Origin of the sequence: Peribacillus aracenensis (assembly GCF_025175645.1) — a bacterium.
Lineage (GTDB): Bacteria > Bacillota > Bacilli > Bacillales > DSM-1321 > Peribacillus > Peribacillus aracenensis.
Window position 1 is genome coordinate 73,741 of record NZ_JANZMJ010000004.1, and the last position, 23,917, is coordinate 97,657.

Here is a 23,917-nt window from a genome sequence, read left to right on the forward strand (position 1 = left end):
GAATAGTATATCTTGTAAAGATTTTGTGAATTATTTCGGGAATAACGAAATGAAAGGAATATATACTAACAAGGATATTTATCAATTTGATAATGTCTTAACAGAGAATTTAGAATCAATCACAATAATCTATATGAAAGAAGTAAAGAAGCTTTTTAATAAAAAAACTTTAAATGGTAAATTTGTGAAAGAATGATTGTTAAACAGTGATTACGGAAAATTGTTATAAGAGTTGATTTTATGGATACTTCAAGCAATATATTTTTTGCAATTTATTGGATCGGAATTATTATATGTCCGCTTAAAAATAAAGAAAAGGCTAAGAAGGAATTACTTCAAATTAAAAATAATTGGAAGACAGGAGTATCAATATTATTAATTGTTTTATTTCAATTTTTAGTTATGGCTTCTATGGTATTTGTATTGCAGTTTGTATTCATTGTTAAGCTAACAGGGCAGGTTAGCAAGAATGTGAAGGTTTGTACTTAAACTAACGGGTGCTTTAGCTAGATTGCTTTGACCTTTGTTCAACAATTGGGCCATTTAATTAAGATCTCATCAGATAAGTAATAATATTTAAAGGAATAATTCATTCTGATAAAGAATATTAAAAAACGTGATGATAAGGAGGCGTTTGTATGGAAAATCATGTAGAAAGTCTATATAACTATCATGTATGGGCAAATCAACGGATTATTGATCATCTTAAGACACTTTCTCCTGAGAAATATCAAAAGGAAATGAAAAGTGTCTTTTCTTCTGTTTCAAAGGTTTTATCTCATCTCTATTTGGTGGAATATGGATGGCTTAATACCCTCGAGGGTCAGAGTATGAATGAAGCAATGCAATCTTCATTTCAAATTCAAGAAAAGATTGAGAAACTGCCCATTGAAGACTTAGAAACTGAATTTCACACTTTAACATCTCGGTTTAAATCCTTTTTGAACAGACAGGAAGATATGGAAAAGAGAATAATGTTGGATAATCCATGGGCAGGATTAAGAGAAACAAGTATATCTGAAATGGTCTTACACGTTGTGAATCATGGAACCTATCATAGAGGGAATATTTCTGCTATGTTACATCAGTTGGGTGATTCTTCAGTTATGACTGATTATGCTTTTTATTGGTATTCTTGAAATGTTATTCATTATAAATAGGCAAGAGAAAAGTAATCCATTTTTACTTCAAAAAGGTGACGTTGGCTGAAGATCAGAGCTATCTTTAAGGCAGCTCTTTCTTTATGGAACTATCAGGGCAGGATAGTTCCATAAGGAATACTGTTAAGTGACATTAAAGTTGTTTAATTTACAATAAAGTCGTTTAAAACATAATAATGTTGTTTAAAAACATCACTCGTTTCATTCCATTAAAGGGACATATTGCCAAGGAAACAGTTGAAACATAAATATGAAAAATGACTTGAAAGGTGAAAGGATATACTAAGATGAGTGCGATGATATTTAACCTTAATTGGGGACATTTTCGCTACCATCGGAGGTTCATTAACTGAGGGTAGTTAGAGGAGGTTAAAATGGAGAAGCAGTCTGTTTTATTTCATTCATTAGAGGGTGAAAAAATCTACTTCAAAGCACTAAGGATAGAGGATGTTCAAGAGATACATCATTATGCGTCAGATCAAGAGGTTTCACGATTTATTGGCTGGAATTTGATGAGTACTTTGGAGGAAACTCGTCAGTTCATTGAAATAATGTTAAATCGTGAGTCGGCAGGAACTCATTTATATTCCTCCATTGTTGAAAAATTAACTCAAGCAATTATAGGAACAGCTATAATTTTCAATTTTGACCAAGAAGCAAACCAAGCTGAAATTGGTTATGTGTTGCATAAACATTATTGGGATAAGGGGTATGGAACAGAGATTGTTGCATTGATAAGTGATTTTGCATTTAAATCACTTAATCTTCATAAGCTTCATGCTATTGTAGTGCATGCCAATATTGGCTCTGCACGGATACTTGAAAAGAACAGGTATGAGTTAGAAGGACGATTAAAAGACCACTATTTTATAGAGGATAAGTATTATGATGCATTACTTTTTGGCAAAATTACTAACCTGGAAACTTAGCGTTCTTGAACAGATAAAATAAAGAGGTTTGTTGACGATAATTTCAATAAAATAAGTCCCTTCTTATTCAATTAAAGGGCGCGATTCTTTAATAAGAATCGCTTTTCTTATAGAACTATCATGAAAATAAGTTTCTTTAAAAATGGAAAAATGACAATACATAAGAAGACCCTGCTCAATCGTTTAAAAAAAGCGGAGAGCGTTAATTAATTAGTATATGGATTAGGGTTGATTGGATTAAGGTCAGTAATAGTATTGACACTTCCTAACCATTTTCATTCTTTGTGGTTAGTCGCCGATTTTTGCTATTCATGGATGGCTAACGGGTGCGTTAGCAGATCTGAGCTGACTTTAAGGCAGCTCTTTCTTATGGAACTAAAGGGGCAGGTTAGTTCCATAAGCATTGTATTATACTTTAAGGAAACTATCGAAAAGGAAGGTGCTTTTTGGTGAATATAAGAGATTTTGCTGAGTTTACATTGGACTATTTTTCATCAATTACTTTAACCGATTTTAACCGATATTGAGGAATCTGTTTTAAATGGAAAACCAACCATAAATTTTTTTGATGATACTTTTCATATGGTACTAAAACAATTTGTTGATGATTTAGGTTTGGGGATAAAAAATTTCTAGAGGATGTGTTAGAGGAATTCAAAAGATATTTTGAGGAAAATTCAAATTTTCTCGATTTTTTTACAAATGCTTATTTGGCGAGTTTAGAAGAAGATGGGCTTCGATAACTTAAAAATGATTTTTAACTTTACAACAGAAATATGCTTATTCAGCTAACGGGTGTATAACTTCAATAAGAAGAAATGCTTTTTTACTACACCAGCTAATAGAGGTTATTTTTTTATTGTATTAAAGGGTGCGAATATTGATAATTAGGAGTAATTAGCAATTCCAAAACAGCTGATACTGTTAAAAACCAACATAAATGAAAATGTTCAAAGGATGAAGATACACTATCTGATGATAAAAAAAGGGATTTTAAAATAAATCTAAATCACATATGAATTATATGATTTATGAAGATAAGTTTCTATAAACTCAGCCAATCCATCATTTTCGTGGTGTCCTGTAACAAAGTCAGCAGCTGCTTTAACCTCTTCGCTAGCGTTCCCCATTGCCACGCCAGTACCAACATGACGAAGCATCTCTATATCATTGGGTCCGTCTCCAATGGCTACGACTTCGCTTGGACTAATTCGAAATTCGTGAAGTAAGTTTTTTATAGCAGACCATTTGGAAACATTAGGAGCAACCATTTCAAACCCGTCATTCCAATTGATGACCTCTGCTTCCTTTTTAAACAAAGCGGATAATTCAGGTCTTGGTGCACCTGTTCGAACACTATATTTAAGAACATCTTGATAATTTGCCTGTCTTAAATCTCCAATGTAACGTGGCGGAATTTGCCCAACTTTTGTCCAATAATCGATTTCTTCATTTGTTTCCTTACAATAAAGCCCATTAATTGTATGGATAATAACATTACAAGAACTTTCAGCGGTCAGCTGGTGGAATCGTTCTTCGTTCAGTCGGACGGTTTTCATTTGCATAGCTCTTCCTGTCTCTGCATCGTGAATAGCGGCACCATTCAAACAGATCATTGGAGTTTGTAATCCAATTTCTTTATGGTAGGGAGCGGTTACTTCATAGTGTCGACCAGTAGCTAGAAAAACCTTGACTCCCTGATTAATGAGCCTATAAATGGCTTCCATATTTCGACGGGAAATGTTGTTTGAGGCCTTTAGTAGTGTACCATCCATATCAATAAATATTGCACGCACATTCATATATACTGCCTCCTCATCGTTGCTAAACCAATCATATCATCTGACTATTAAAGTCTTGTAAACTCAGTGTACAGATTTAATAAAGTTTATTGGGAAGTAAGGGACGGCTCTATGCAAGATAAAAATATTATCCCATTAACGGGTGCTATTGTTGAATAAAACTTAGATTTTTATACGAATTTATTGTTATATTTTTTAGTGTAGTGAAGTATCTTACATTTAAATTAAACGACTATATTTTTAACCCCGTCCTAAATTTAGAACGGGGTTATGCTTGTTTAAGCTTATAAAATTTAAATAACTTTATTATCTCTACACATTTGCATACATTACCAATACCTTAAGCGGCACCATCTCCACTTACCGAATCGATCACAAGGCTCACTTTCGGTGGTAAGGCATATTACAAGTACACCGCCAGGTAACTGCTCGGACTGCCGATGGATGTTGGAGTGAGTAAAGATAGACGGCATTTTTACACCCTTAACGGAAACCAGAGTACAGTCTCCGTATTTACTATTCAAGTTGATGGAAGTCTGGTTAGATTGCAGGTTGCTGCTTGGACTAACTAACTTAGAGAAAGAAAATGTATTAGAAATGACTGAAGTTGAATTGGTATCGATATGCGAAGGCATTTTAAAACAACTTAAAAGTGTATATAAAAGAGAAATAACACTGCGTTTCGAGGAAAATCCAATCAATATCTATGCGGATTTATTAAAGATAAAGAAGGTAATTATCATCTTGCTTGATAATGCCATTAAATATAGCAATGACAAAATTGAAGTCTTCTTAGATAGGAATCAAGAACATGCAATAATCCATATAAAAGATTATGGTATGGGAATTCCAGAGGAAGAAATAGAGAATATTTTTGAAAGGTTTTACCGAGTGAATAAAGCAAGAAACCGAGAAACTGGAGGTTCTGGTTTGGGGCAGCATATTGCCAAAAGTATTATAAATCTTCATAAGGGTGAAATTAAAATAAAATGTAAAGAAGGATCAGGGACGAATGTAGAATTGTTTTTACCAATTAGCAATGGAAATGAGGAAAAAAATACACAGAAGAGAAATCCACGACAACTGGTATCGTTCCACCAATGAACGTAAAAATTCTCATGATATTTGTTAGCATTGATGCTTCAGAACCCTGCACATAAGAAATGAAGGTTCTGTCGAAATTAATAATTGTATGATAGCTAACAAGAAAAGCTATAACACTAAATCCCAAAAGTGAAACCAAACTTATTATTTTGTTCAATGTCTATATGTGTATACATACTGGTCGTAGCAAGACTTTCACGGCCTAATAATTCCTAAGGTTCTTAAATCCACTTTATCTTTGTTTTCTTGTAATAGTAAGGTAGCAAACGTATGCCTTAAATGATGAAGAGAAAATCGGTGAGCGGGTAAGCAAGCCCGTTCTAGAATCTCCATAAATATTTTGTGCAATCCACGAGGATTTAAAGGCTTATTTTTTCGATTATAAAAGATCGGTTCACTGTAATGTTTTTGCTGCTCCAAAAGGGTTTCTTGATAATCTTGAAATATCGGTAAGACAATGGGATGAAGGGGGAGGAGGCGTACTTTTCTTCCTTTTCCTCGAACTAAAATCGTTTGATTTTCTAAATTAACTTGCTCCCATGTTAAATCCACTAATTCTTGGCGTCTCATTCCAGTTGTTGCGAGTAGTTTAAACATTAATTCATTCCTAACTCTTTGCGGTCGCGGATCATGTTCTAAATAGGTAAATAATTTGTGTAGCTCTTGTAAGGTCATATATTTAGGTGAATTCTTATTTGCTGTGAAGTCAGACTTCATGTGATTTTCTTTTAAACTATATTTACTAAATGATTTTAAGCACGAAATGCGGCGTTGTAGCGTTCTGGGCTTAATACTATGATTGATGACCTGATTTTGCACAAAACGACGCACACTGGACGACGTGAGCTCATCTAAGTCTAATGATCGATTGTTAGCAATTAAAAACTCACCGTAGAGCTTTAAATCGAATGCGTAACTAGTTAAAGTGTTCAAGGAGTAATTTTTCTCAACTTCTAAGTACATGAGATAATCATTTGAAGCTTGAACGTAATTCATAATTATCAGACCTCCTGGGAATTATTCGGTCCAACCCAAGGAATTATGTTCGAAACCATTTATTATGAGAACTAACCAACTTATAGGAAGAACCCAGATAGTTATCGGAAGCAGTATTGAATATTATAGTCAACTGAGCCAAGTTAGGGGACAATAATGAATCTTATGGGAACTTGAAGCTGAGACCACTTGGTACTATTATGTTTGTTTCTAGTTAACATAATATATATTATAGGAAGTTGTATTTTTATTGTTAATAATATCTCATATCTTAAGAATACTTAACTTAGTGAGACAGAATGCGAATTTTTAAATTGATACACTACAATTATTTATTAATATCTTTTTATCTAATTACTCATTGTTAACTAATACTTTAAGTAAATATTGTTACGTTTATTTAGAAAAAATGATTGATCTTCAATTTTATATTGGATTAAATATTGGCAGTAACTTTTGCTTGGATTTAAGCTAATTTTACAATGAATTAAGTCCCATAATATTTAATTCTCAAATGTCAATTATTATTCTGATTTTTATTCTAATCGTTATTTATCTGTTAATATAATTGCTAATATTTTTTGTTTGTCGCTATTTTGTTATGATTACGATTAATTACTTTAGTTCAATTATTTAATACACTTAGTCATTTGACTCTAAGGATTTCATAACAATTCTAAGCTATATTAGTTTTCCATTCAGTAAAAACCGGTGGCACCTTTCACTTTCTTCCTTTTTCCGTCCGTTTAAGGACTAATACATGTCCATTTGGATTACGTTTTCATCGGAAGTCATAACATCATAATTGCTCCTATCTGAACCAATTCAGCATTTCTCGATACAAAGAATTAGGATAAACCTTCTGTTGTTGTGTGTGAAGATATAGACATGAAGCAATATAAGGTTCCCCCTTCCATCACAAACGCTGCTACTCTGAATGCCTTTTTATTCATGTTGTCATTAATAATTCTATATTTGCCAAAACATTATGCTTAACTGATCCGATCTAACAAATTTGTTATTCTAGTATATAAAATATATGGCAATATGAGAAAAATCACGGGTTAACACTTCTAAAAAGTTATATAAATATAATTTTACCGATAACAACTCCAAGGGTCTTCAACTTGAAATTCCCGCTTTTTCTTCCTGAAAGTCATAATAGGCACCTCTATTTAGCAACATAATCTCTCTTTTAACTTATAACTGCCTATATTATGAATAATCTTTAATAAATGATGATTCATCCGCTCTGTTTTAAACTTATTTTAAGAAAGATTGCGATTTTATGGAACAGCTTTCATAATTGCAACAACTTACATCAACAGGAAGCTGCCAATGGTTATAAGGTAAACCTTCAAATCGAATTTGTTAAAAAAACGCTTCCTACCTTCAGCCCTTCAGTAATCATTTCTTTGGTATCATGGGTGTATTCATTTATATGAAATCGTAAAAGTCGATTTTTCCATATAAATGATTAAAAAGTTTCAGAAATCATGGCAGATTATAAGGTAATGCCAGGTGATAACAGATTTTTATATAACGGAATAATAATGTTATGTAAACTCTAATCACGAAATGTTGAGGAAAATTGGAAGCAAGTTATTGATTTGGGTTATGTACCTATTTACTATCTTGAATACGCATTTCGCGTTAGAGTTCGTTTAAACCCAATTTCCCATCAACCTATAAAAAAGGAACACGAAATAGCACTTGATCTCATGTTCCTGATACGTTATTTATGTTCGAATGGATTCGATACGGTTTTGGATGAATTCGAACGAAGTTTTAGCTTCATGGATGATTTGTGTTATTAGTTCATTGACGGTCAATATTTCTTTTATCAGTCCTACAGATTGACCGCATGACCAGATTCCTCCGTCTAAATTTCCTTCAAAGTACACGTTCTTGCTTCGTTGTCCCGTAATTAGTGGAATCAATTCCTCTATAGTGGCACCTTCATTTTCAAGTTTGTCCACTTCTTTACTGATGGCATTTAATGCTACACGCGACGGACTGCCTATATTCCGTTGGATGACAACCGTATCCATTTCATTAGCAGATACCATCCACTTCTTTACGTTATCATGGATCGGCGCTTCTTGCGTTGCCATAAAGCGAGTTCCCATGACGATTCCTTCAGCACCGAGTGACAAGGCACTAATTAGGCCTCTGCCATCCGAAAATCCTCCGCCTGCTATTACTGGAATAGTAACGGAGTCAACGGCTCTAGGGAGCATGACAAGCGTTCCTACATCCCCCATACCTGGATGCCCGCCTGTTTCATTCCCTACAATGATAATGGCATCGACTCCCAATTTCTCTGCTGAGATTGCGTTTTTGACGTTCGCTACCTTATGTATCACGGTAAAGCCGTGCTCTTTAAGTTTGGGCATTAAACTTTCTGGGCTTCGGCCACTCGTTTCAACAATTTTTATATCTTCATCAATTAAAATATCAATGAACTCATCATTTGGGGTTGCCGTTTGACTTGGAAACAAGTTCAGGTTGACAGCAAAGGGCTTCTTGGTCAAAGTTTTCACTTTGCGTATTTCATCACGGAGACCTTCTGGTGTCACCTGTGTTTTCGAAGTAATGACACCTAGTCCTCCCGCTTCTGACACGGCGGCTGCGAGCGGGGCTCGGCCAACTTGAAACATCCCGCCGCAAATAATCGGATATTCAATCCCCAATAATTCAGTAATTTTTGTTTTCATTTGCCATACCCCTTTCGTTTTCCATGTATTTCCATAAATCCACTCACTTACATAATGTACACACGCCATGTCTATATACCATACTTATGGAGCCTCTTGTAAAATGTACTTCTTGGTATATCCATCAACTTTGCTGCAGCCGTTACATTCCCTTTTGATTTTTGTAATGCCTCTATCATTAAATCCCGTTGAATTTTTTCACGGATCGTCAGTTCATTTCCTTTATTGCCTTTTTTACCAGGTTCCTCCCATGAAGGGAAATCTTCTTGCCGTGTAATGGGCAGTGAATGCATGGAATTCAGCACCTCAACATAATCCAGAGGTCCTTCTGCAAGTAAGATGGTCAATCGCTGAAGTACATTCTGCAGTTCTCTAATATTGCCTGGCCAATTGTAATCCTTTAAACGATTCAATAATTCTTCCGTTAATGGAATATTCCAATTATTCTTCGAGCACAAGTAGTTGACTAGATAAGGAATGTCTTCAATCCTTTCCCTCAAGGGCGGTACATGAATGGGGTAAACGTTCAACCGATAGTATAAATCCTTCCGAAAGGACCCTTCTTTGACAAGCTCTTCAAGATTACGGTGTGTTGCAGTGATAATGCGAATATCCAATGAAATGCTTTTTGTGCCACCGATTGGAACGATTTTTCTTTCCTGGAGTACACGCAGTAAGGCGACTTGCATCGCTGAAGGGATTTCACCGATTTCATCGAGAAAAATGGTCCCTCCATTTGCCTGCTCGAATTTCCCTTTGTGCCCTTGCCGTTTAGCCCCAGTAAAAGCACCATCGACATACCCGAATAATTCACTCTCCATTAAATCTTTAGGTATGGCCCCGCAATTTATCGTGACGAACGGTCCTTTTTTACGAAACCCATTTTCATGAATGGCCATGGCAATAAGCTCTTTCCCGACCCCTGTTTCACCAGAAATATACACATTTGCTTCTGTCGGGGCAACAAGCTTCACTTTGTGTAATGTATTATGAAAGGCTTCGCTAATCCCGCTTTCCCCTTTGAAGGCGAACTTTCCTGCAGGCATTGAAGCAGGGAAAAGCCGATTGGTTTCATGACCATGATTCTCGGATAAGAATAAACACTTACCTGAAACACTATTATCCTCTTTGGATAGAAGCGGATTTTCCTTTACGATTCGATATCCATGATTTAATAGATCGGCCAAAGCCATACCAATGGATTGAGGAATTTTTTTACGAATCTGTTTACTGGCGGAGATTATCATTTCTTTATGGTTACAGACGATAAAAGGCAAATCCGGGTAGGTCTCTGCAAGTTCTATCGAGTGCTGGGTCAGTGCCAGCTCCTTTTTATAGGAACGCACTCCCATTTCCTGTTCGATTGTATACGCCAAACTGGCTACCATACCCAGCATGGAGGGATGGAAATAATCTACTGGACATGATATATCCAAAACTCCCAATATCTTACCGTCTTCATTTAAAATGGGCATGGCAGAACAACTCCATTTGTGTGAGGCAATTGAATAGTGCTCGGTACCTTGGATCATTACGGCTTCACCCGTTTTCAAGGCTGTTCCAATCGCGTTCGTTCCGACCTCCCTCTCCGTCCAGCATACGCCCTCCACAAAATTTATTTTGCCTGCCTCCTCGAGGATTCTCTCGCTTCCGGAAAGTGACAGGACATATCCATCCGGATCGACCAATAAAGCCATCATTCCAGATTCTTTTATCGATTGATTCATCCTAGTTAATTGGGGTGATGCCACTTCTAATAGGAAGGAGTTCTTTTCTCTTTGAACGTCCAATAATTCATTCGTCAAAATGTGTTTGCCTTTATTAAGGTATGGATTGACTTGTTCTTTTTTGCAGCGATGCCAGGATTCCATTATTCGCTTGTTCAGACGATTTGAATCGAGAACCCCTTCACTTACAAAGCGTTCCCATGTGCGTAGATAACAACTAGTGGATAGCATAAAATCCTCCTCTAATCATTTGGTTTAAACCTGCATTTGACCAGTCAATCTAGAGGAAAAATACCATGGAGTATAAAATAGGATGTTAATCGAGGTCCATTTAATTATAGTAGATTATGTATCCGCTTACAATATATAGATTTAGTTTACACAAAAAGCATCATGTGATCATTCACACGATGCTTCTCCATCTAACAATATAATGAGGTAGTTTTATGAAAATATAACCCCGCCATCAATCATGATGGATTGCCCTGTCATATAATCCGAATCCGGTGAAGCAAGGTAAGATACGAATTTCGCAACATCTTCTGGCGTTTCGGAGCGTCCTAAGGTTATGGAATCTGTAAACTTTTTAAATGTTTCCCCTTTAGCAAGATTCATATATTGACCCATTTTTTCATCGATTAAATCCCACATTTGCGTCCCGACAATTCCTGGACAGTATGCATTCACCGTAATGCCAAACTGGGCCAATTCCTGTGCTGCCGCTTGTGTAATGCCTCTTACGGCAAATTTTGTTGCCGAGTATGTACCTAGTAAACTAAAGCCTTTGTAACTGGCGATGCTGGCAGCACTTATAATTTTCCCGCCTTCCTGCTTTTTCATTTGTTCAGCAGCAGCTTGGAGGCAAAAGAGGACACCATTTACATTTATATTGAAAATCTGTTCCAGATCCTCTTGAGTTACTTCCAATAGAGGCTTTATTTGAGCAATACCTGCGTTTGAAACCATAACGTCCAGTTGTCCAAAACGTTCCACAACTTGTTTCACCATTTCGAATACTTCCCGTCTATTGCTTACATCCGCTTTAATGGCAAAGCTTTCACGCCCAATTTCCCTGATCTCATTCACGACCGATTCAGCCGTATCCAGATTGACATCATTAATGACCACATTCAATCCATCTTGAGCTAATCTTAATGCAATGGCACGTCCGATACCGCGTCCTGCACCAGTGACTACCGCCGTTCGTTGACCGCTAGCCATATATAAATCCCCCTTCTGGTTTTTATGAATGCACAGCTTGACCTTCAACGTTCAAAAAAGCTTCATGAATGGATTCCGACAAGGTTGGATGTGCCGCTACAAAATCATCCATCATATCTGCCGTTATTTCTGCATGCAGCATGATCGTACCTTGGCCAATCAATTCTGTCGCATGCTGACCAACAATGGTAAAACCTAGAATTTCATTATATTGTGGGTTCACTAGGACTTTGACCTTTCCTACCGGTTCATTGGAAAGGATCGCTTTCCCATTTGCCGAAAAAGCGAATTCACCAACTTTAATTTCCCCATATTTTTTACGCGCTTCTTTTTCAGTCAAGCCTACACTGGCAATCTCCGGGGAGGTATAAATGCAGCGAGGGATTGCCCGGTAATTCACTTGTGCAAATTGACCACAGGCATTCAGAGCCGCAACTCGCCCTTCATGAAAAGCAACATGGGCAAGTTGTATGCCCCCTATCACATCACCACAGGCATAAATCGATGGATTGCTTGTTTGCATTCGATCATCCACAGAGATGCCAAGTCGGGAAAAATCAATATCATTTCCCTCTAAGCCCATTTCGTTCACTCTTGGTTTTCTCCCTATTGATACGAGTACGTAATCTGCATGAAGTTCTTCCGATTCGCCATTGCTTTTCTCCAAAAATACCGTCTTACTGGTTGCATTGATGTTTTTGACAGATGTGGAGGTATGGACCGTTACGCCTTGTTTTTTCAATTCTCCATGCAGGATGCTCGTAATATCATCGTCTTCCCCCGGAAGCAGCTTTGCCCCCATTTCGATAACGGTAACCTTGGTGCCCATCCTGCTATAAATACTGGCAAATTCACATCCGATGACGCCGCCTCCGACAATTAGCAGCGACTCGGGAATGGCAGGAAGTGACATGGCCTGGCCACTGTGGATGATCCATTCACCATCAAATGGCGCAAATGGTAAAGGAATCGGTTCGGACCCAGTTGAAATGATGATCTTACTAGCTTCAATCTCTTCATTTTTATTTCCGTTCTCGATCCGCAGTCGATGGCCCGTCAGGATAGACGCCCTTCCCTGAATGACTTTTATTTTATTCTTGTTCATTAAATATCGAATGCCGTTCACTAGTTTAGATATGACATCTCTCTTTCGTTCCTGAACGGTATCCCAATCGACTTCAATCAAATTGGAGGGCAGGCGAATTCCCATATGCCCGGCATTTTTCACCAGGTCATACGTATCTGCACTTTTCAATAATGACTTCGTTGGCATACAGCCTTCGTTTAAACAGGTGCCCCCCAATGGTCCGTCGACTATCAATATGACTTCCTTATCCTGCTGGGCAGCAGTGATTGCCGCTACATACCCTGCAGGACCGCCGCCTATAATAGCTATACGATTCAAGAGCTTTCCCTCCTTTTCTATAAAATCACGGTGATCGGCTCTTCTAAATACCGTTTAAGTGTTTGTAAAAAGGCAGCAGCAGGTGCCCCGTCAAGTACACGGTGATCAAACGTTAAACTGAGTGGCAAGATCGTTCTCTTCTCCAATTCTTCGCCAATATAACGCGGGGTATCGTAAGCAGAGCCAATTCCAAGTATCCCCGTTTCCGGTGTATTGAGAATCGGTGTAAAATGCTCAACGCCGTATGCCCCAAGGTTGCTGATGGTAAAAGTGGACCCTTGCATGTCTTCAATGGGCAATTGACCGTCACGCGCACATCGTGCCAATTCCTTACCCTTTTTCGATAACTGTCTTAGGGTACAATTTTCGGCATTTCTTATGACGGGAACAACGAGCCCCTTTTCCAAGGCCACCGCTAATCCAAGATGGATTTGCTCATACAAAATGATGTTATCTTCAATATAAGCACTATTCATTTTAGGATGCTCTTTAAGTGAAAGCACGACAGCCTTGGCAACAAAGTCCGTTATCGTCAATTTGGTTGATTCCTGTTTTTGTAGCGTTTCAGTAGCCTGTTTTTGCAAAATGACTAAATCAGTGACATCAACTTTCATCGTTAGAGTTAATTGGGCACTGCTTTGCAGGCTCTCTTTCATACGTTTTGCGATGATGTTCCTCATGCCGGTAACAGGGATCTGCTGCCGACTCTCTAAAGTAGATTGGGGGGAAACTATTCTTTCTTCTGTATTTACCGAAATGGGATCCCTTTTTTCGATTACTTTCTGTACATCTTCTTTTGTGATTCTTCCACCTGGCCCGGTGCCTTGAATCTTCTCAATGTCAAGATTCGCTGCCTGTGCCATTTTTCGTGCAACCGGGGTGATCATCAAACGATCTCCCATTGGCAAAATGGGTGACTCTTTTGTTTTCGGCTTTTCTTGTTCAGCAATTATCGACTGAGTCTGTTCAGCAACATGATCATCGATCACTATTTCTTCATTCGGATTTCCGATATGACAGATAACGGTTCCTGGAGGTACTCCTTGTCCTTCTTGTACAGCTATATTCAGAATCGTACCTTCCGCAGGAGATTCAATATCCATTTCGATTTTCTCTGAATTGATGCTGGCTATTGCTTCACCTTTTTCTACTGAATCCCCTACAGCCTTACTCCACAACGAAACAGTGCCTTCTTTCATTGCCATGCCTAATTTCGGCATTACTACTTCGACCGCCATATCTTTTATCTCCCTTCAGATTGGTTTCTGTGTCCACCATTGGTTTGTTGCTCCAACTTTTGCAGTTCTATGCGAAAAAGCTGGAGCATGCATCATATTGATTTATTTCACCCCAAGAATGGAAGGCTCCCCCAGTAATTCTGAAACGACTTGTATAACTTTTTCTGATGTCGGAAGGTAAATATCTTCTAGCGGTGGAGAAAAAGGTACAGGTGTATGTGGTGCCGTAATCCTCTTGATTGGCGCATCGAGCGTGTCAAATCCCTTATCAGCCACCAGTGCGGCAATATCGGTTGCGACGCTGCATCTTGGGTTCGCTTCATCGATCACGATCAAACGATTTGTTTTTGCCACTGAGTTGAGAATCGATTCTTCATCCAGTGGTGACAAGCTCCGCGGGTCGACAATCTCGACTTCAATGCCTTTAGCAGTAAGTTTTTCAGCAGCCTCCATCGCGGTGTGAACTTGTTTACCGATGGCAACGACCGTCAAATCCGAGCCTTTCCTTTTAATTTCAGCTTTGCCGATCGGGATTGTATAGTAACCTTCCGGAACCTCCCCAACCAAGTTGTATAACGTTTTATCTTCAAAAAAGATGACGGGATCATTATCTTCTATGGCTGAAAGTAAGAGCCCTTTTGCGTCATAGGGGGATGAGGGAACAACGACCTTCAATCCAGGAATGCTAGTGAACAAGGCATAAAGGCTTTGGGAATGCTGGGCTGCAGCCCTGAACCCTGCGCCATGCATCGTACGGATTGTCACGGGAACCTGTGCTTTTCCTCCAAACATATAGCGGAACTTCGCACCTTGATTCAATACTTCATCCAAACAGCTGCCAATGAAATCATTGAACATTAACTCGGCAATCGGTCGTAAGCCTGTCGAAGCGGCTGCCATGGCCGCCCCCATATAACCGGCTTCCGCAATGGGTGTATCAAGGATTCTATCGCGGCCAAACTCTTGAACCAATCCTTTGGTGACACCTAAAACACCACCCCATGCTTCGTCATCCTGCAAATGATCAACCTCTGCGCCTCCGGCTACATCTTCCCCCATAAGGATGACGTTTTCATCTTTTCTCATTGCCATGGCCATAGCTTCATTTATTGCCTGTGACATACTGATTTTTCTACTCATCTCAATTCCTCCTTTTATCATTTAATAGGATACATAAACATCTTTTAATAAATCGGAAGCCTCTGGATATGGGCTATCTTCACTGAACTTAACTGCTTGTTTAATAGATTCCTCAACGGCAATCTCTAGAGAAATCAGTTCTTTTTCCGCCAGCAGATTCTGTTTGAGTAAGTAATTCCTAAACAGGGCAATCGCATCTTTCTCTTGTTTATGCTCCTTTTTATCTTGTTCTTTTTTATATTTCTGTGCATCTCCCTCGAAGTGTCCATAATTACGATATGTAACACATTCGATCAATGATGGACCTTCTCCCCTGCGAGCCCTCTGAACGGCTTCTTCGGCAGCCTTATACACAGCCAGCACATCTTTCCCATCCACTCGGACACCCGGGATATTGTAGCTAATCGCCCGATCGGCTATCGTTTTACAGCTAGAAGCATAATTGAATGGCGTTGCCTCCCCATACCCATTATTCTCTGCGATGAATATTACGGGTAGCTTCCAAATTGCCGCCAGATTTATACCCTCATGGAATGTCCCATGATTATTGGCACCATCACCAAAAAAGCAAACACTAACATGATCGGTCTTTTTATATTTCGCAGTTAATGCTGCACCGCATGCGAGCGGAAAGCCTCCACCAACTATCCCGTTTGCACCTAACATCCCCTTATCCAAATCGGCAATATGCATGGAACCGCCTTTTCCCTTGCAAAGTCCTGTCACTTTCCCATAGATTTCAGCCATCATCCCGTTTAGGTCACATTCTTTTGCAATACAGTGGCCATGACCCCTGTGAGTGCTTGTAATGCTGTCCTTTTCGGAAAGGTGAGCACATACTCCAACAGCTACCGCTTCTTCCCCAGCATATAAATGGACAAAACCTGGTAAAATCCCTTTTGCAAAAGATTCATGAACTTGGTCTTCGAATTTCCTGATCTCCAGCATTTTTTTGTACATCCAATAAGCCCTGTCCTGTGATAACTTTATTTCATTCGATTGTACCGTTTCCATTTTTTAGCCCCCAATCATTAATAATGAGTCATTCTTTATATTGATATTGCAAATGCCGTGCCAAGATGGGCGGTCGCTAAAATGAGGATTTCATCTATTTTCAGTCGAAACAAAACGAGACAAAATGAGATTGTTGTCTCGTTTTGTCTCGTTTTGTTTAAATGAATTATCTCAATTCAATCATCACTGAAGTGAAAAAATGGTTTGAATGTGGAGGCAGCCTGTTTATGGAATAAGTTCTTTATGAACCATTTATTTAGGTGTCAATACTTACTAACATGCATTTTGGTAATTATTAATTAAGGAATACTAGAATTACTTAGGTGAGTGGCTATAAACAATGAAAAAAATCAAAAATTATTTATCTGAAAGAGTGGATATAAGTTAAAAATTAAAATTAGCAATTGATCATGATTATGATGCTATTTTAGATCTATTTGCTTTGTATTTATAAATTTATCCAGAAACGAAAAAAGACGGAGCTTTACGCTCCGCCTTCATGCTAGAATATTTTTTTCTCATTCAACTCGAGAGCTAATTTTTTAAAGAACTGTAGTGATTCTGGATTTCCCATGGAGTCTGCATTCACTACCTTATCAAACTCGAACCCTAATAACAGTTTCCGAATCGGAACTTCCATTTTCTTTCCATTCAATGTTTTTGGAATTTGTTCAACGACATGGATTTGGTCAGGAATAAAGCGAGGGGACACATGCCCTCTGATTTGTTCCTTGATTTTTGCTGTCAATGCTGTATCCAGGGTTTTACCGGGCTTAAGAACAACGAACAGCAGCAGTGAGGAACCGCGGCCAAGCACTTCCCTATCAATGACAAGGCTTTCCATCACCTCATCGATCGCTTCGACGACCCGGTAGATATCGCTAGTTCCCATCCGTACACCAGAACGGTTGATGGTCGAGTCGGAACGTCCATAAATGATACAGCTGCCCTTGTTGTCGATCTTTATCCAATCACCATGTTTCCATATGCCAGGATATGTATCGAAATAACTCTCGTAGTATCTTGACCCGTCTTGATCATTCCAGAAGTATAGCGGCATGGACGGCATCGGTTTGGTAATGACCAATTCACCGACTTCATTAATCAATGTTTGACCATGCACATCAAAGGCTTCCGCACAAACCCCTAATGCCCTTCCTTGTATTTCTCCGATTCTCACGGGCAAGGTTGGGACACCGCCAACAAAACCGGCACAGACATCAGTTCCTCCACTGGATGAACTGAGCCAGATATCCTTCTTGACATTCTCATACACCCATTTATAACCGTCGCCAGACAATGGAGCTCCAGTGGAAAAAAGAGCCTTCAATTTGGATAAATCATATTTTCCCATCGGTTTGTTACCTAATTTCATGGAATTGGTAAGGAAGGGTGCACTTGTTCCAAAGAACGTCATTCCTGTATCTTCCGCCAATTCCCAAAGGGCATCCATATTCGGAAAAGAGGGACTGCCGTCATAAAGGACGATGGTTCCCTCATTAAGCAAACCGCCCATAAGGAGATTCCACATCATCCAGCCTGTCGTCGTAAACCAGAATACAGTATCCCCAGAAGTCATGCCTTGATGGATTCTTGTTGATTTAAAATGCTCCAACAATATACCGCCATGCCCTTGTACAATTGGTTTTGGCATCCCGGTTGTACCTGATGAATAAAGGATCCACAGCGGATGATCGAACGGAACACTTTCAAAAGATAATTCTGCCTTTTCTTCTAAAAGGTCATCCCAAGGAATCACATCTTCCAGATTCACTTCCAAAATCTTTTTTTCTATGTAAGGAACCAAAACAGTATGCTTGACAGTGACCAATTCCTGTATAAGCTGTGAGACGACTGATGTTTTATCATATACATTTCCATTGTACTGATACCCATCAACCGCCAGCAATACAACCGGTTCAACCTGTTTGAAACGATCTATGACACTTCTTGCCCCAAAATCAGGTGAGCAACTGGACCAGATGGCACCTATGCTTGCTGTTGCCAAGAAAGCTATGACCGCTTCAGGAATATTCGGCATATAGGCAACAACACGGTCACCGGATTTCACACCAAGTTTCCTTAATGAATGGGCGACAGAAGCTACTTTTTCTTTCAGCTCTTTCCAGCTGACCTCTTGCTGCCTGATATGTTCTGAACGAAAAAAAATCGCCGTTTTCTCTTCTTGATCATTCAATAATGCATTTTCAGCATAATTAAGCCTTGCCCCCTCGAACCATTTCGCACCTGGCATGGATTGCTCGGCTAATACCCTATCATATTTCCTGGCTGCTTTTACATCACAATATTCCCAAATTGAAGCCCAAAATTCCTCCAGTTCATCTACCGACCATTTCCATAATTCATGATAATCATGAAATGTAAAACCTTTCTTTTCTTTTAACCATTTCACATATTGAGTCAATACCGTTTGCTCGATTTGTTCCATTGTCGGTTCCCAAATGATTTGCCCATCAGTAAGCGATTTCATTTCGTCATCTCCCTTAGGTATCAAATGCGTTATTGAATCATTTCATAATATTGGTAGTTTACTTAAATTGTAATCTATGAGTTTAAAACCGTCAATTTACACTAAACTTAAATAAGCTCGTTTCTATGTATGGGCAGGTTAATAGTGAAACATGTCCCTTTCCCTTGTACGCTTGATACATGTACCGTTCCATCCATACTTTTGATAACGCTATACGAAACCATCATGCCTAATCCCGTCCCTTTATTTTTTGTCGTGAAGTAAGGCTCACCTAAACGGTATATTTGTTCCTGTGTCATTCCAATTCCTTGATCTTGGATCTTAATTTGGATGGTGGAGGCTGCATGAAATAAATGAATGTATATTTCGCCATCATGGTCCATCGATTCTATTCCATTCTTTATGATATTGAACAAGCATTGCTGGAATTTCTTCCTTTCACCCATGACATAATTAGCCCTATCTTCGAGTAGGGATACCTTCAATTTTATTCCATTATTATTTGCAAAGGGTTTTATGCTGTCCACGACATGCTGAATTTCCTCGGACACCCTTAATCGCTCTGTGTTTTCAGGGCTTATGGCAGCAAACGTCAAATAATCATTAATGACATCCGTGGCCCGATCTAATTCATTCAGTGCAATATTTGCATATTTGATCTTTGTATGGGATGACACGTCTTCGCTTAACATTTGAATATATCCCCTGGTGACTGTAAGGGGATTCCTGACTTCATGAGATATGCTTGCAGCCAGATGACTGACTACCTGCAATTTTTCCGCTTTCACTAATTTTTCGAGAACCTGAAAATTAGTGAGGATGACTTCCCATAATAAGATTACAACAACGATTCCTATGACATGGATCGAGAAGTATTGTTTCCATAGACTTATCCCGATAGTAAGTTCAAATACTTCTGTTGAGATAAACTGTGTGAGAATTTGAACAATGAATATTAATGATATACCCATGCAGATTTTTTTACTTACAGACATTTTAAGATAGTATTTAGATATAAAAAACAAGGAAACTCCAATGAGTGGAAAAGTGATGCACGAGATATAAAATCCATTTTCCCCCCCTAATAAATAGCGAATAAGAAGAGTGATGACGATCAATATGATTCCTAACCGATAGCCTCCATATAAACCGCCTAAAAGAAAAGGGATCCATCTGAGATCCCAAACAAAATCCTCTTCTATAACAACGGGAAATAGCATGCATAGAACAAGTGAAAGAATAGGGAAAATAGATAGGAAGGATCCTTTTAATGCATCTAAACGATATACATACTTCACTAGATAGCTCATTTGCAATAAAAAGATCGGAAAAAGGATAATTAAAAAGTTAATCAGTAAATCTTTTGTCATAAGATTCATTTATACACCGAACTTTCGATATTTTTCGAAGATTTAGACAGGTATATCAATAATAACAAGATAGAGAATGATATGCTAGTGAAATTTCCATGCAGGACTAAAAAAAGATGCAGCTAGAGGCGAGATGTTTCAAGGATAGAAAAAACACTGAAACGACGAGGTCATTTCAGTGCCAGCAAAATATCCGTATATAAACTTAATAAAGAGCTGACTTTGCGAGCATGGTGATTGTCGCATCATCCATCGGAGGATTATGAAGTCCTGCGCGTACATCCCTATAGTAACGTTGCAGGGGATTATTTCGTTGTAAACTTTTGGCTCCGACGACCCTCATCGCTTTATCGACGATGGAAATCGATTTGTTGACGACCGATAACTTAACAGCACCCAATTGCTTCAATAATTCATCATGATCTTCAGGGTTCCGCACCCATTTTTCTGCGACGGAGTAGAGGAAATGGTGCGCTTCTCCCAATTCCAGTTCCATCTCCCCAATTGTCCTTTGAACATTAGGAAGGTCCCTGATTGGTCCTGGTAAGCTATTGGGAGAATAGGTTTTCGCAAATTCGACTGCGTAATTTCTGGCAGCCACTGCGATTCCCAAGTAGCAAGCCGGTATATGTAATAGCCACGCTTCAGGTTTTCTTTTTTCACCTGGATTGCTTTTCATGACATAATACTTTTCAGGCAGGCTGACGTCATTTAACACCAAATCATGACTTCCTGTCCCCTGCATGGAAATCATATCCCAAGTTTCTTCTATACTTACCCCCATTACATCACGATGAATTAAAAATGTGCCTAGCCGCTCATCCTCGGGAACCCAAGCCGTTACTAGAAAAATATCAAGGACAGGAGAGAGTGTAGTAAAGGTCTTTCTGCCATTCAACTTCCATTGCTGACCCTTTTTGATAGCGATCGTTTCCGGTCGGCCTCCGCGCGTCGGGCTTCCCGTTCCAGCCTCGGATGCCGCCGTATTGATGAGAGCGCCTTTCGACACTTCATCAAACAATTCATCCATGACTCCTTTTTCCCATGGTCTCTTCTCCGTTAAGGATAGGACCGTTCCAACATGCCAGCCTATCCCTAAGGCTGTTGGGCCGCAATATTGGGCTATTTTTTCTTGGCAAAGGAGAAAATCATATAAGGAACCGCCATATCCGCCATCTTCTTTTGCTAAAGTTAATTGGGGATATCCGAATTCCTTCAACTCCTGAATGTTTTCAAAAGGAAATCCATTTGAATCATCAAGCGCTTCAGCTCGGCTGGAAAAGGACTGAATCGCTTCCTCTAATTTTTGTATATATTCCTTTTGCTTCCGTGATAGAAAAAACGACATGAAGATCATCCCTCCTGTAGAAAATCCTGAACCATACAGCAGCAGAAACAGAACTGCGAATTCCACTTTATCATATCACCTTAGTGTAGTTTATAGTTTGAATTTGCCCATTAAGAGTCAATATCTTCATTTTTATAATCTTTGTTCGCATTCTTGTAAGCTTCCTTCGCCTGATCAATATCTTTGTTTTCGAGAAAGTAAGCTATCGCTGCTTGCCCGATTCCATATGTGACCGCGCCCGCTACGGCACCGGAAACGGCTAGACCAGCTCCTGGGATGAAACGGACTGCAGCCCTGACACCTTCTCTGACAAGGAGACCGATTCCAACATTGACCCCTAATGCCGCAATGAATTCACTTGCCGTTTTCGTATTGATTTCTTTATCCGCGATAAAACCAATCACCACTATCATCAAACCTTGAATGCCAGTCAAAATGGGAAAATCGGCGAAAGGAATTGGCTCTGCACCAATTATCCCGGCTATTGCCGTAAAAGTTCCCACTATCGTCCGCGCGAATTTCTTCTTAACGAATTGACTCTGCATCGCTTTGGCGGTCTTCAGCTTCGCTTCACTGGGTAAGGCCTCGATCAAGTAATCAGAAAGCAATTCTATGTTCCAACGCATATCATATTCAATATTTCCGCCTTCATCAAAATCAATATACGAACAAGTAGGAATGATGTTCAATAGTGGTATATCACTCTCTTTAAATCGTTTTGACATCAAAGCGATGGCTTCATCAATATTTTGTTTTTTCTTAGGATTGGCATCAAAAGGTGCTTGTTTATAATGTGGCGGATCTAATTCATCCACTTGTGTGACCACACAGATGACAGGTACATCATAATGGTGATTCTCTTTAACGATTTTGCGCAGCTTTTTCAACTCTTGTAAATCTTCTTCAATCCGTGAATCCGCTTCTTTTGCCTTAATCAAGAAAAGAAACACATCAGGCTGTTCTTCGGTTACCGCTTTTATCAATTCATCCATTGGTGTTTCTTCTTCGAACTCTTCAGTAGGAGCTTCACTCTCTCCCAGTCCCCGGGAGTCCAGCAAACGGATTTTGGGCTCGGCATCACTCGGGTACCAAAGCCATTTTCCCTTACCCGTTCCAGATTTAACGGAACTGACATATTGCCGTTCCTGTCCAAACATCGCATTGATCAGTGATGATTTTCCGGACCCTCGCCTTCCGACAAGAGCAATTCTCGGTTCCCTTGCATCAACTGTCATTGTTTTTAACTTTAAAAGCTGGTCGAGCATTTTGTTCTTTTTCGATTGTGAAATGGGCAGCTTATCTACCTGGCCTTTAATGAAACTGAATAGGCTTCCCATTTCTTCGTGTTTTTCCACCATCAGTCATTCCCCCTTGTTAAGAAGTTTTTTAAGTAACATTTACCCTGAAACGATCCAATTTAAGCATGTAACTCCAATCTCCTTGCAAAATTAAGGGGCTCCATTTCATATATTCATTTAACTCTTTTCTTTTAGGAACATAACGACACTGGCCATATATTTTTGGATTTCCTGGACTTGAAAGGCTGCAGAATCCGCAATCTGTTTGTAATGATGCTGTCCTTCATCGGTGATTCGTAAATACCGTTTAGTTCGTTTTTCACTTTCCCATCTGCCGACAAGAAGGCCGTTCTCTTCCATTTCATGAGATAAATCGTATAAATACCCGTTTGAAGCGATCCAACCGAACTGATTTTTAAGCAGATCGCCGATTTCCCCCATGTAAATAGGCTTCTTAGTGAAAGCGGCTTTTAAAGTTACATAACGGACAAGGTCTTTCACCGATATTATTTTCGAGAAATACGACCTGTATTCTTCTGGCAATTCATTAATAACCGGTGGGTTTTCACCAGAACCCCTTAAATCGAACATGAAGCGATCAATGACCTTTTTCACTTCGGAAAACCGTTCCAGGAAATTTTCTTGGTACCATATGTAAAGCTCTTTGCCTTTTTCAGTAATTTGATAATAATTTCTTCCCTTATCCGTATATAGTGATAAATGGTTGGATTCGACTAGAGTATTGGATATTTTACATAGATAGTCATAGCTATGCACTTTTCCAGTGAACGTATTTTTTAGGTCCTGATGAATCGCCCTTGGATAATTCGCTTTTATTCTCAAAGAGTGTAGTAAAAAAATCGTTAAAAATTCCCGCTGGCTCAACCCAACCGTTTCAACCGTTGCAGACAGTTTCTCCCCTTTCTTCACTGTCAAAACCCCCTTTATAATGTGTTT

Annotated in this window: 18 protein-coding genes and 1 pseudogene; 5 read left to right on the forward strand and 14 right to left on the reverse strand. The window is 39.0% G+C overall.

Translation table 11 applies throughout. The annotated features are described in order from the left end of the window. The first annotated feature begins 240 nt into the window (after positions 1-240). The 3 genes from N0M92_RS06070 to N0M92_RS06080 all read left to right on the forward strand — a co-directional run bounded on the left by N0M92_RS06070 (position 241) and on the right by N0M92_RS06080 (position 2,089). On the forward strand, positions 241-489 hold the full coding sequence (locus tag N0M92_RS06070) for a hypothetical protein (protein ID WP_260284902.1): 249 nt from the start codon (positions 241-243) through the stop codon (positions 487-489). A gap of 149 nt (positions 490-638) precedes the next feature. After that, complete coding sequence (locus N0M92_RS06075) at positions 639-1,139, forward strand: DinB family protein (RefSeq protein WP_260284904.1); 501 nt, start codon at positions 639-641, stop codon at positions 1,137-1,139. 395 nt (positions 1,140-1,534) lie between these two features. After that, positions 1,535-2,089, forward strand: coding sequence for a GNAT family N-acetyltransferase (locus N0M92_RS06080; protein ID WP_260284906.1), 555 nt, complete (start codon positions 1,535-1,537; stop codon positions 2,087-2,089). Positions 2,090-3,093: 1,004 nt separating this feature from the next. On the opposite strand, the gene N0M92_RS06085 is transcribed toward N0M92_RS06080, so the two are convergent. Beyond that, positions 3,094-3,891, reverse strand: coding sequence for an HAD family hydrolase (locus N0M92_RS06085; RefSeq protein WP_260284907.1), 798 nt, complete (start codon positions 3,889-3,891; stop codon positions 3,094-3,096). A 319-nt stretch (positions 3,892-4,210) separates the two neighbouring features. Between N0M92_RS06085 and N0M92_RS06090 the strand changes: the two are divergent. Next, positions 4,211-4,463 (forward strand): annotated as a pseudogene (locus tag N0M92_RS06090) (beta-propeller fold lactonase family protein); the annotation flags it as partial. After that, entirely contained in the window at positions 4,444-4,995 is a 552-nt protein-coding gene (locus N0M92_RS06095) for a sensor histidine kinase (protein WP_260284908.1), read from the forward strand. The pseudogene N0M92_RS06090 and the gene N0M92_RS06095, both read left to right, overlap by 20 nt. Before the next feature lie 195 nt (positions 4,996-5,190). Here N0M92_RS06095 and N0M92_RS06100 read toward each other — a convergent pair whose 3' ends face one another. From N0M92_RS06100 to N0M92_RS06160, 13 genes are all read right to left on the reverse strand, one after another. Then, positions 5,191-5,991: a tyrosine-type recombinase/integrase gene (locus N0M92_RS06100; protein WP_260284910.1), complete on the reverse strand. Its 801-nt coding sequence runs from the start codon at positions 5,989-5,991 to the stop codon at positions 5,191-5,193. Positions 5,992-7,730: 1,739 nt separating this feature from the next. Next, entirely contained in the window at positions 7,731-8,708 is a 978-nt protein-coding gene (locus N0M92_RS06105; RefSeq protein WP_260284912.1) for an NAD(P)H-dependent flavin oxidoreductase, read from the reverse strand. A 71-nt stretch (positions 8,709-8,779) separates the two neighbouring features. After that, a complete protein-coding gene (locus tag N0M92_RS06110; protein ID WP_260284913.1) occupies positions 8,780-10,666 on the reverse strand; it encodes a sigma-54-dependent Fis family transcriptional regulator in 1,887 nt (628 codons plus the stop codon). A 213-nt stretch (positions 10,667-10,879) separates the two neighbouring features. Continuing rightward, complete coding sequence (locus N0M92_RS06115) at positions 10,880-11,656, reverse strand: acetoin reductase (RefSeq protein ID WP_260284914.1); 777 nt, start codon at positions 11,654-11,656, stop codon at positions 10,880-10,882. Between the two features lie 22 nt (positions 11,657-11,678). Next, positions 11,679-13,061: a dihydrolipoyl dehydrogenase gene (gene lpdA / locus N0M92_RS06120; protein ID WP_260284915.1), complete on the reverse strand. Its 1,383-nt coding sequence runs from the start codon at positions 13,059-13,061 to the stop codon at positions 11,679-11,681. A 17-nt stretch (positions 13,062-13,078) separates the two neighbouring features. Continuing rightward, positions 13,079-14,299, reverse strand: coding sequence for a dihydrolipoamide acetyltransferase family protein (locus N0M92_RS06125; protein ID WP_260284916.1), 1,221 nt, complete (start codon positions 14,297-14,299; stop codon positions 13,079-13,081). A 102-nt stretch (positions 14,300-14,401) separates the two neighbouring features. Next, the gene (locus N0M92_RS06130; protein ID WP_260284918.1) at positions 14,402-15,439 is read right to left on the reverse strand and encodes an alpha-ketoacid dehydrogenase subunit beta; all 1,038 of its coding nucleotides are present in this window, start codon (positions 15,437-15,439) and stop codon (positions 14,402-14,404) included. A gap of 21 nt (positions 15,440-15,460) precedes the next feature. Beyond that, entirely contained in the window at positions 15,461-16,453 is a 993-nt protein-coding gene (locus tag N0M92_RS06135; protein ID WP_192204806.1) for a thiamine pyrophosphate-dependent dehydrogenase E1 component subunit alpha, read from the reverse strand. Positions 16,454-16,955: 502 nt separating this feature from the next. Continuing rightward, positions 16,956-18,944 (reverse strand): acetoacetate--CoA ligase, encoded by a 1,989-nt coding sequence (locus N0M92_RS06140; RefSeq protein ID WP_260284920.1) that lies wholly within the window; start codon positions 18,942-18,944, stop codon positions 16,956-16,958. Positions 18,945-19,051: 107 nt separating this feature from the next. Continuing rightward, a complete protein-coding gene (locus N0M92_RS06145) occupies positions 19,052-20,323 on the reverse strand; it encodes a sensor histidine kinase (protein ID WP_260284921.1) in 1,272 nt (423 codons plus the stop codon). A gap of 196 nt (positions 20,324-20,519) precedes the next feature. Then, complete coding sequence (locus tag N0M92_RS06150) at positions 20,520-21,662, reverse strand: acyl-CoA dehydrogenase family protein (RefSeq protein WP_260284922.1); 1,143 nt, start codon at positions 21,660-21,662, stop codon at positions 20,520-20,522. A gap of 110 nt (positions 21,663-21,772) precedes the next feature. Further along, positions 21,773-23,020 carry a GTPase family protein gene (locus tag N0M92_RS06155; RefSeq protein ID WP_260284923.1) on the reverse strand — a complete coding sequence of 416 codons (1,248 nt, stop codon included), beginning with the start codon at positions 23,018-23,020 and terminating at the stop codon, positions 21,773-21,775. 117 nt (positions 23,021-23,137) lie between these two features. Beyond that, a complete protein-coding gene (locus N0M92_RS06160; RefSeq protein ID WP_260284924.1) occupies positions 23,138-23,890 on the reverse strand; it encodes a helix-turn-helix transcriptional regulator in 753 nt (250 codons plus the stop codon). Between the last annotated feature and the right edge of the window lie 27 nt (positions 23,891-23,917).

Coding starts and splice junctions, on each gene's coding strand:
- N0M92_RS06135 (WP_192204806.1), bottom strand. CDS start 16,453: ATGGAAACGGTACAATCGAATGAAATAAAGTTATCACAGGACAGGGCT.
- N0M92_RS06140 (WP_260284920.1), bottom strand. CDS start 18,944: ATGAAATCGCTTACTGATGGGCAAATCATTTGGGAACCGACAATGGAA.
- N0M92_RS06075 (WP_260284904.1), top strand. CDS start 639: ATGGAAAATCATGTAGAAAGTCTATATAACTATCATGTATGGGCAAAT.
- N0M92_RS06080 (WP_260284906.1), top strand. CDS start 1,535: ATGGAGAAGCAGTCTGTTTTATTTCATTCATTAGAGGGTGAAAAAATC.
- N0M92_RS06105 (WP_260284912.1), bottom strand. CDS start 8,708: ATGAAAACAAAAATTACTGAATTATTGGGGATTGAATATCCGATTATT.
- N0M92_RS06150 (WP_260284922.1), bottom strand. CDS start 21,662: ATGTCGTTTTTTCTATCACGGAAGCAAAAGGAATATATACAAAAATTA.
- N0M92_RS06145 (WP_260284921.1), bottom strand. CDS start 20,323: ATGAATCTTATGACAAAAGATTTACTGATTAACTTTTTAATTATCCTT.
- N0M92_RS06110 (WP_260284913.1), bottom strand. CDS start 10,666: ATGCTATCCACTAGTTGTTATCTACGCACATGGGAACGCTTTGTAAGT.
- N0M92_RS06115 (WP_260284914.1), bottom strand. CDS start 11,656: ATGGCTAGCGGTCAACGAACGGCGGTAGTCACTGGTGCAGGACGCGGT.
- N0M92_RS06100 (WP_260284910.1), bottom strand. CDS start 5,991: ATGAATTACGTTCAAGCTTCAAATGATTATCTCATGTACTTAGAAGTT.
- N0M92_RS06155 (WP_260284923.1), bottom strand. CDS start 23,020: ATGGTGGAAAAACACGAAGAAATGGGAAGCCTATTCAGTTTCATTAAA.
- N0M92_RS06130 (WP_260284918.1), bottom strand. CDS start 15,439: ATGAGTAGAAAAATCAGTATGTCACAGGCAATAAATGAAGCTATGGCC.
- N0M92_RS06070 (WP_260284902.1), top strand. CDS start 241: ATGGATACTTCAAGCAATATATTTTTTGCAATTTATTGGATCGGAATT.
- N0M92_RS06085 (WP_260284907.1), bottom strand. CDS start 3,891: ATGAATGTGCGTGCAATATTTATTGATATGGATGGTACACTACTAAAG.
- N0M92_RS06125 (WP_260284916.1), bottom strand. CDS start 14,299: ATGGCGGTCGAAGTAGTAATGCCGAAATTAGGCATGGCAATGAAAGAA.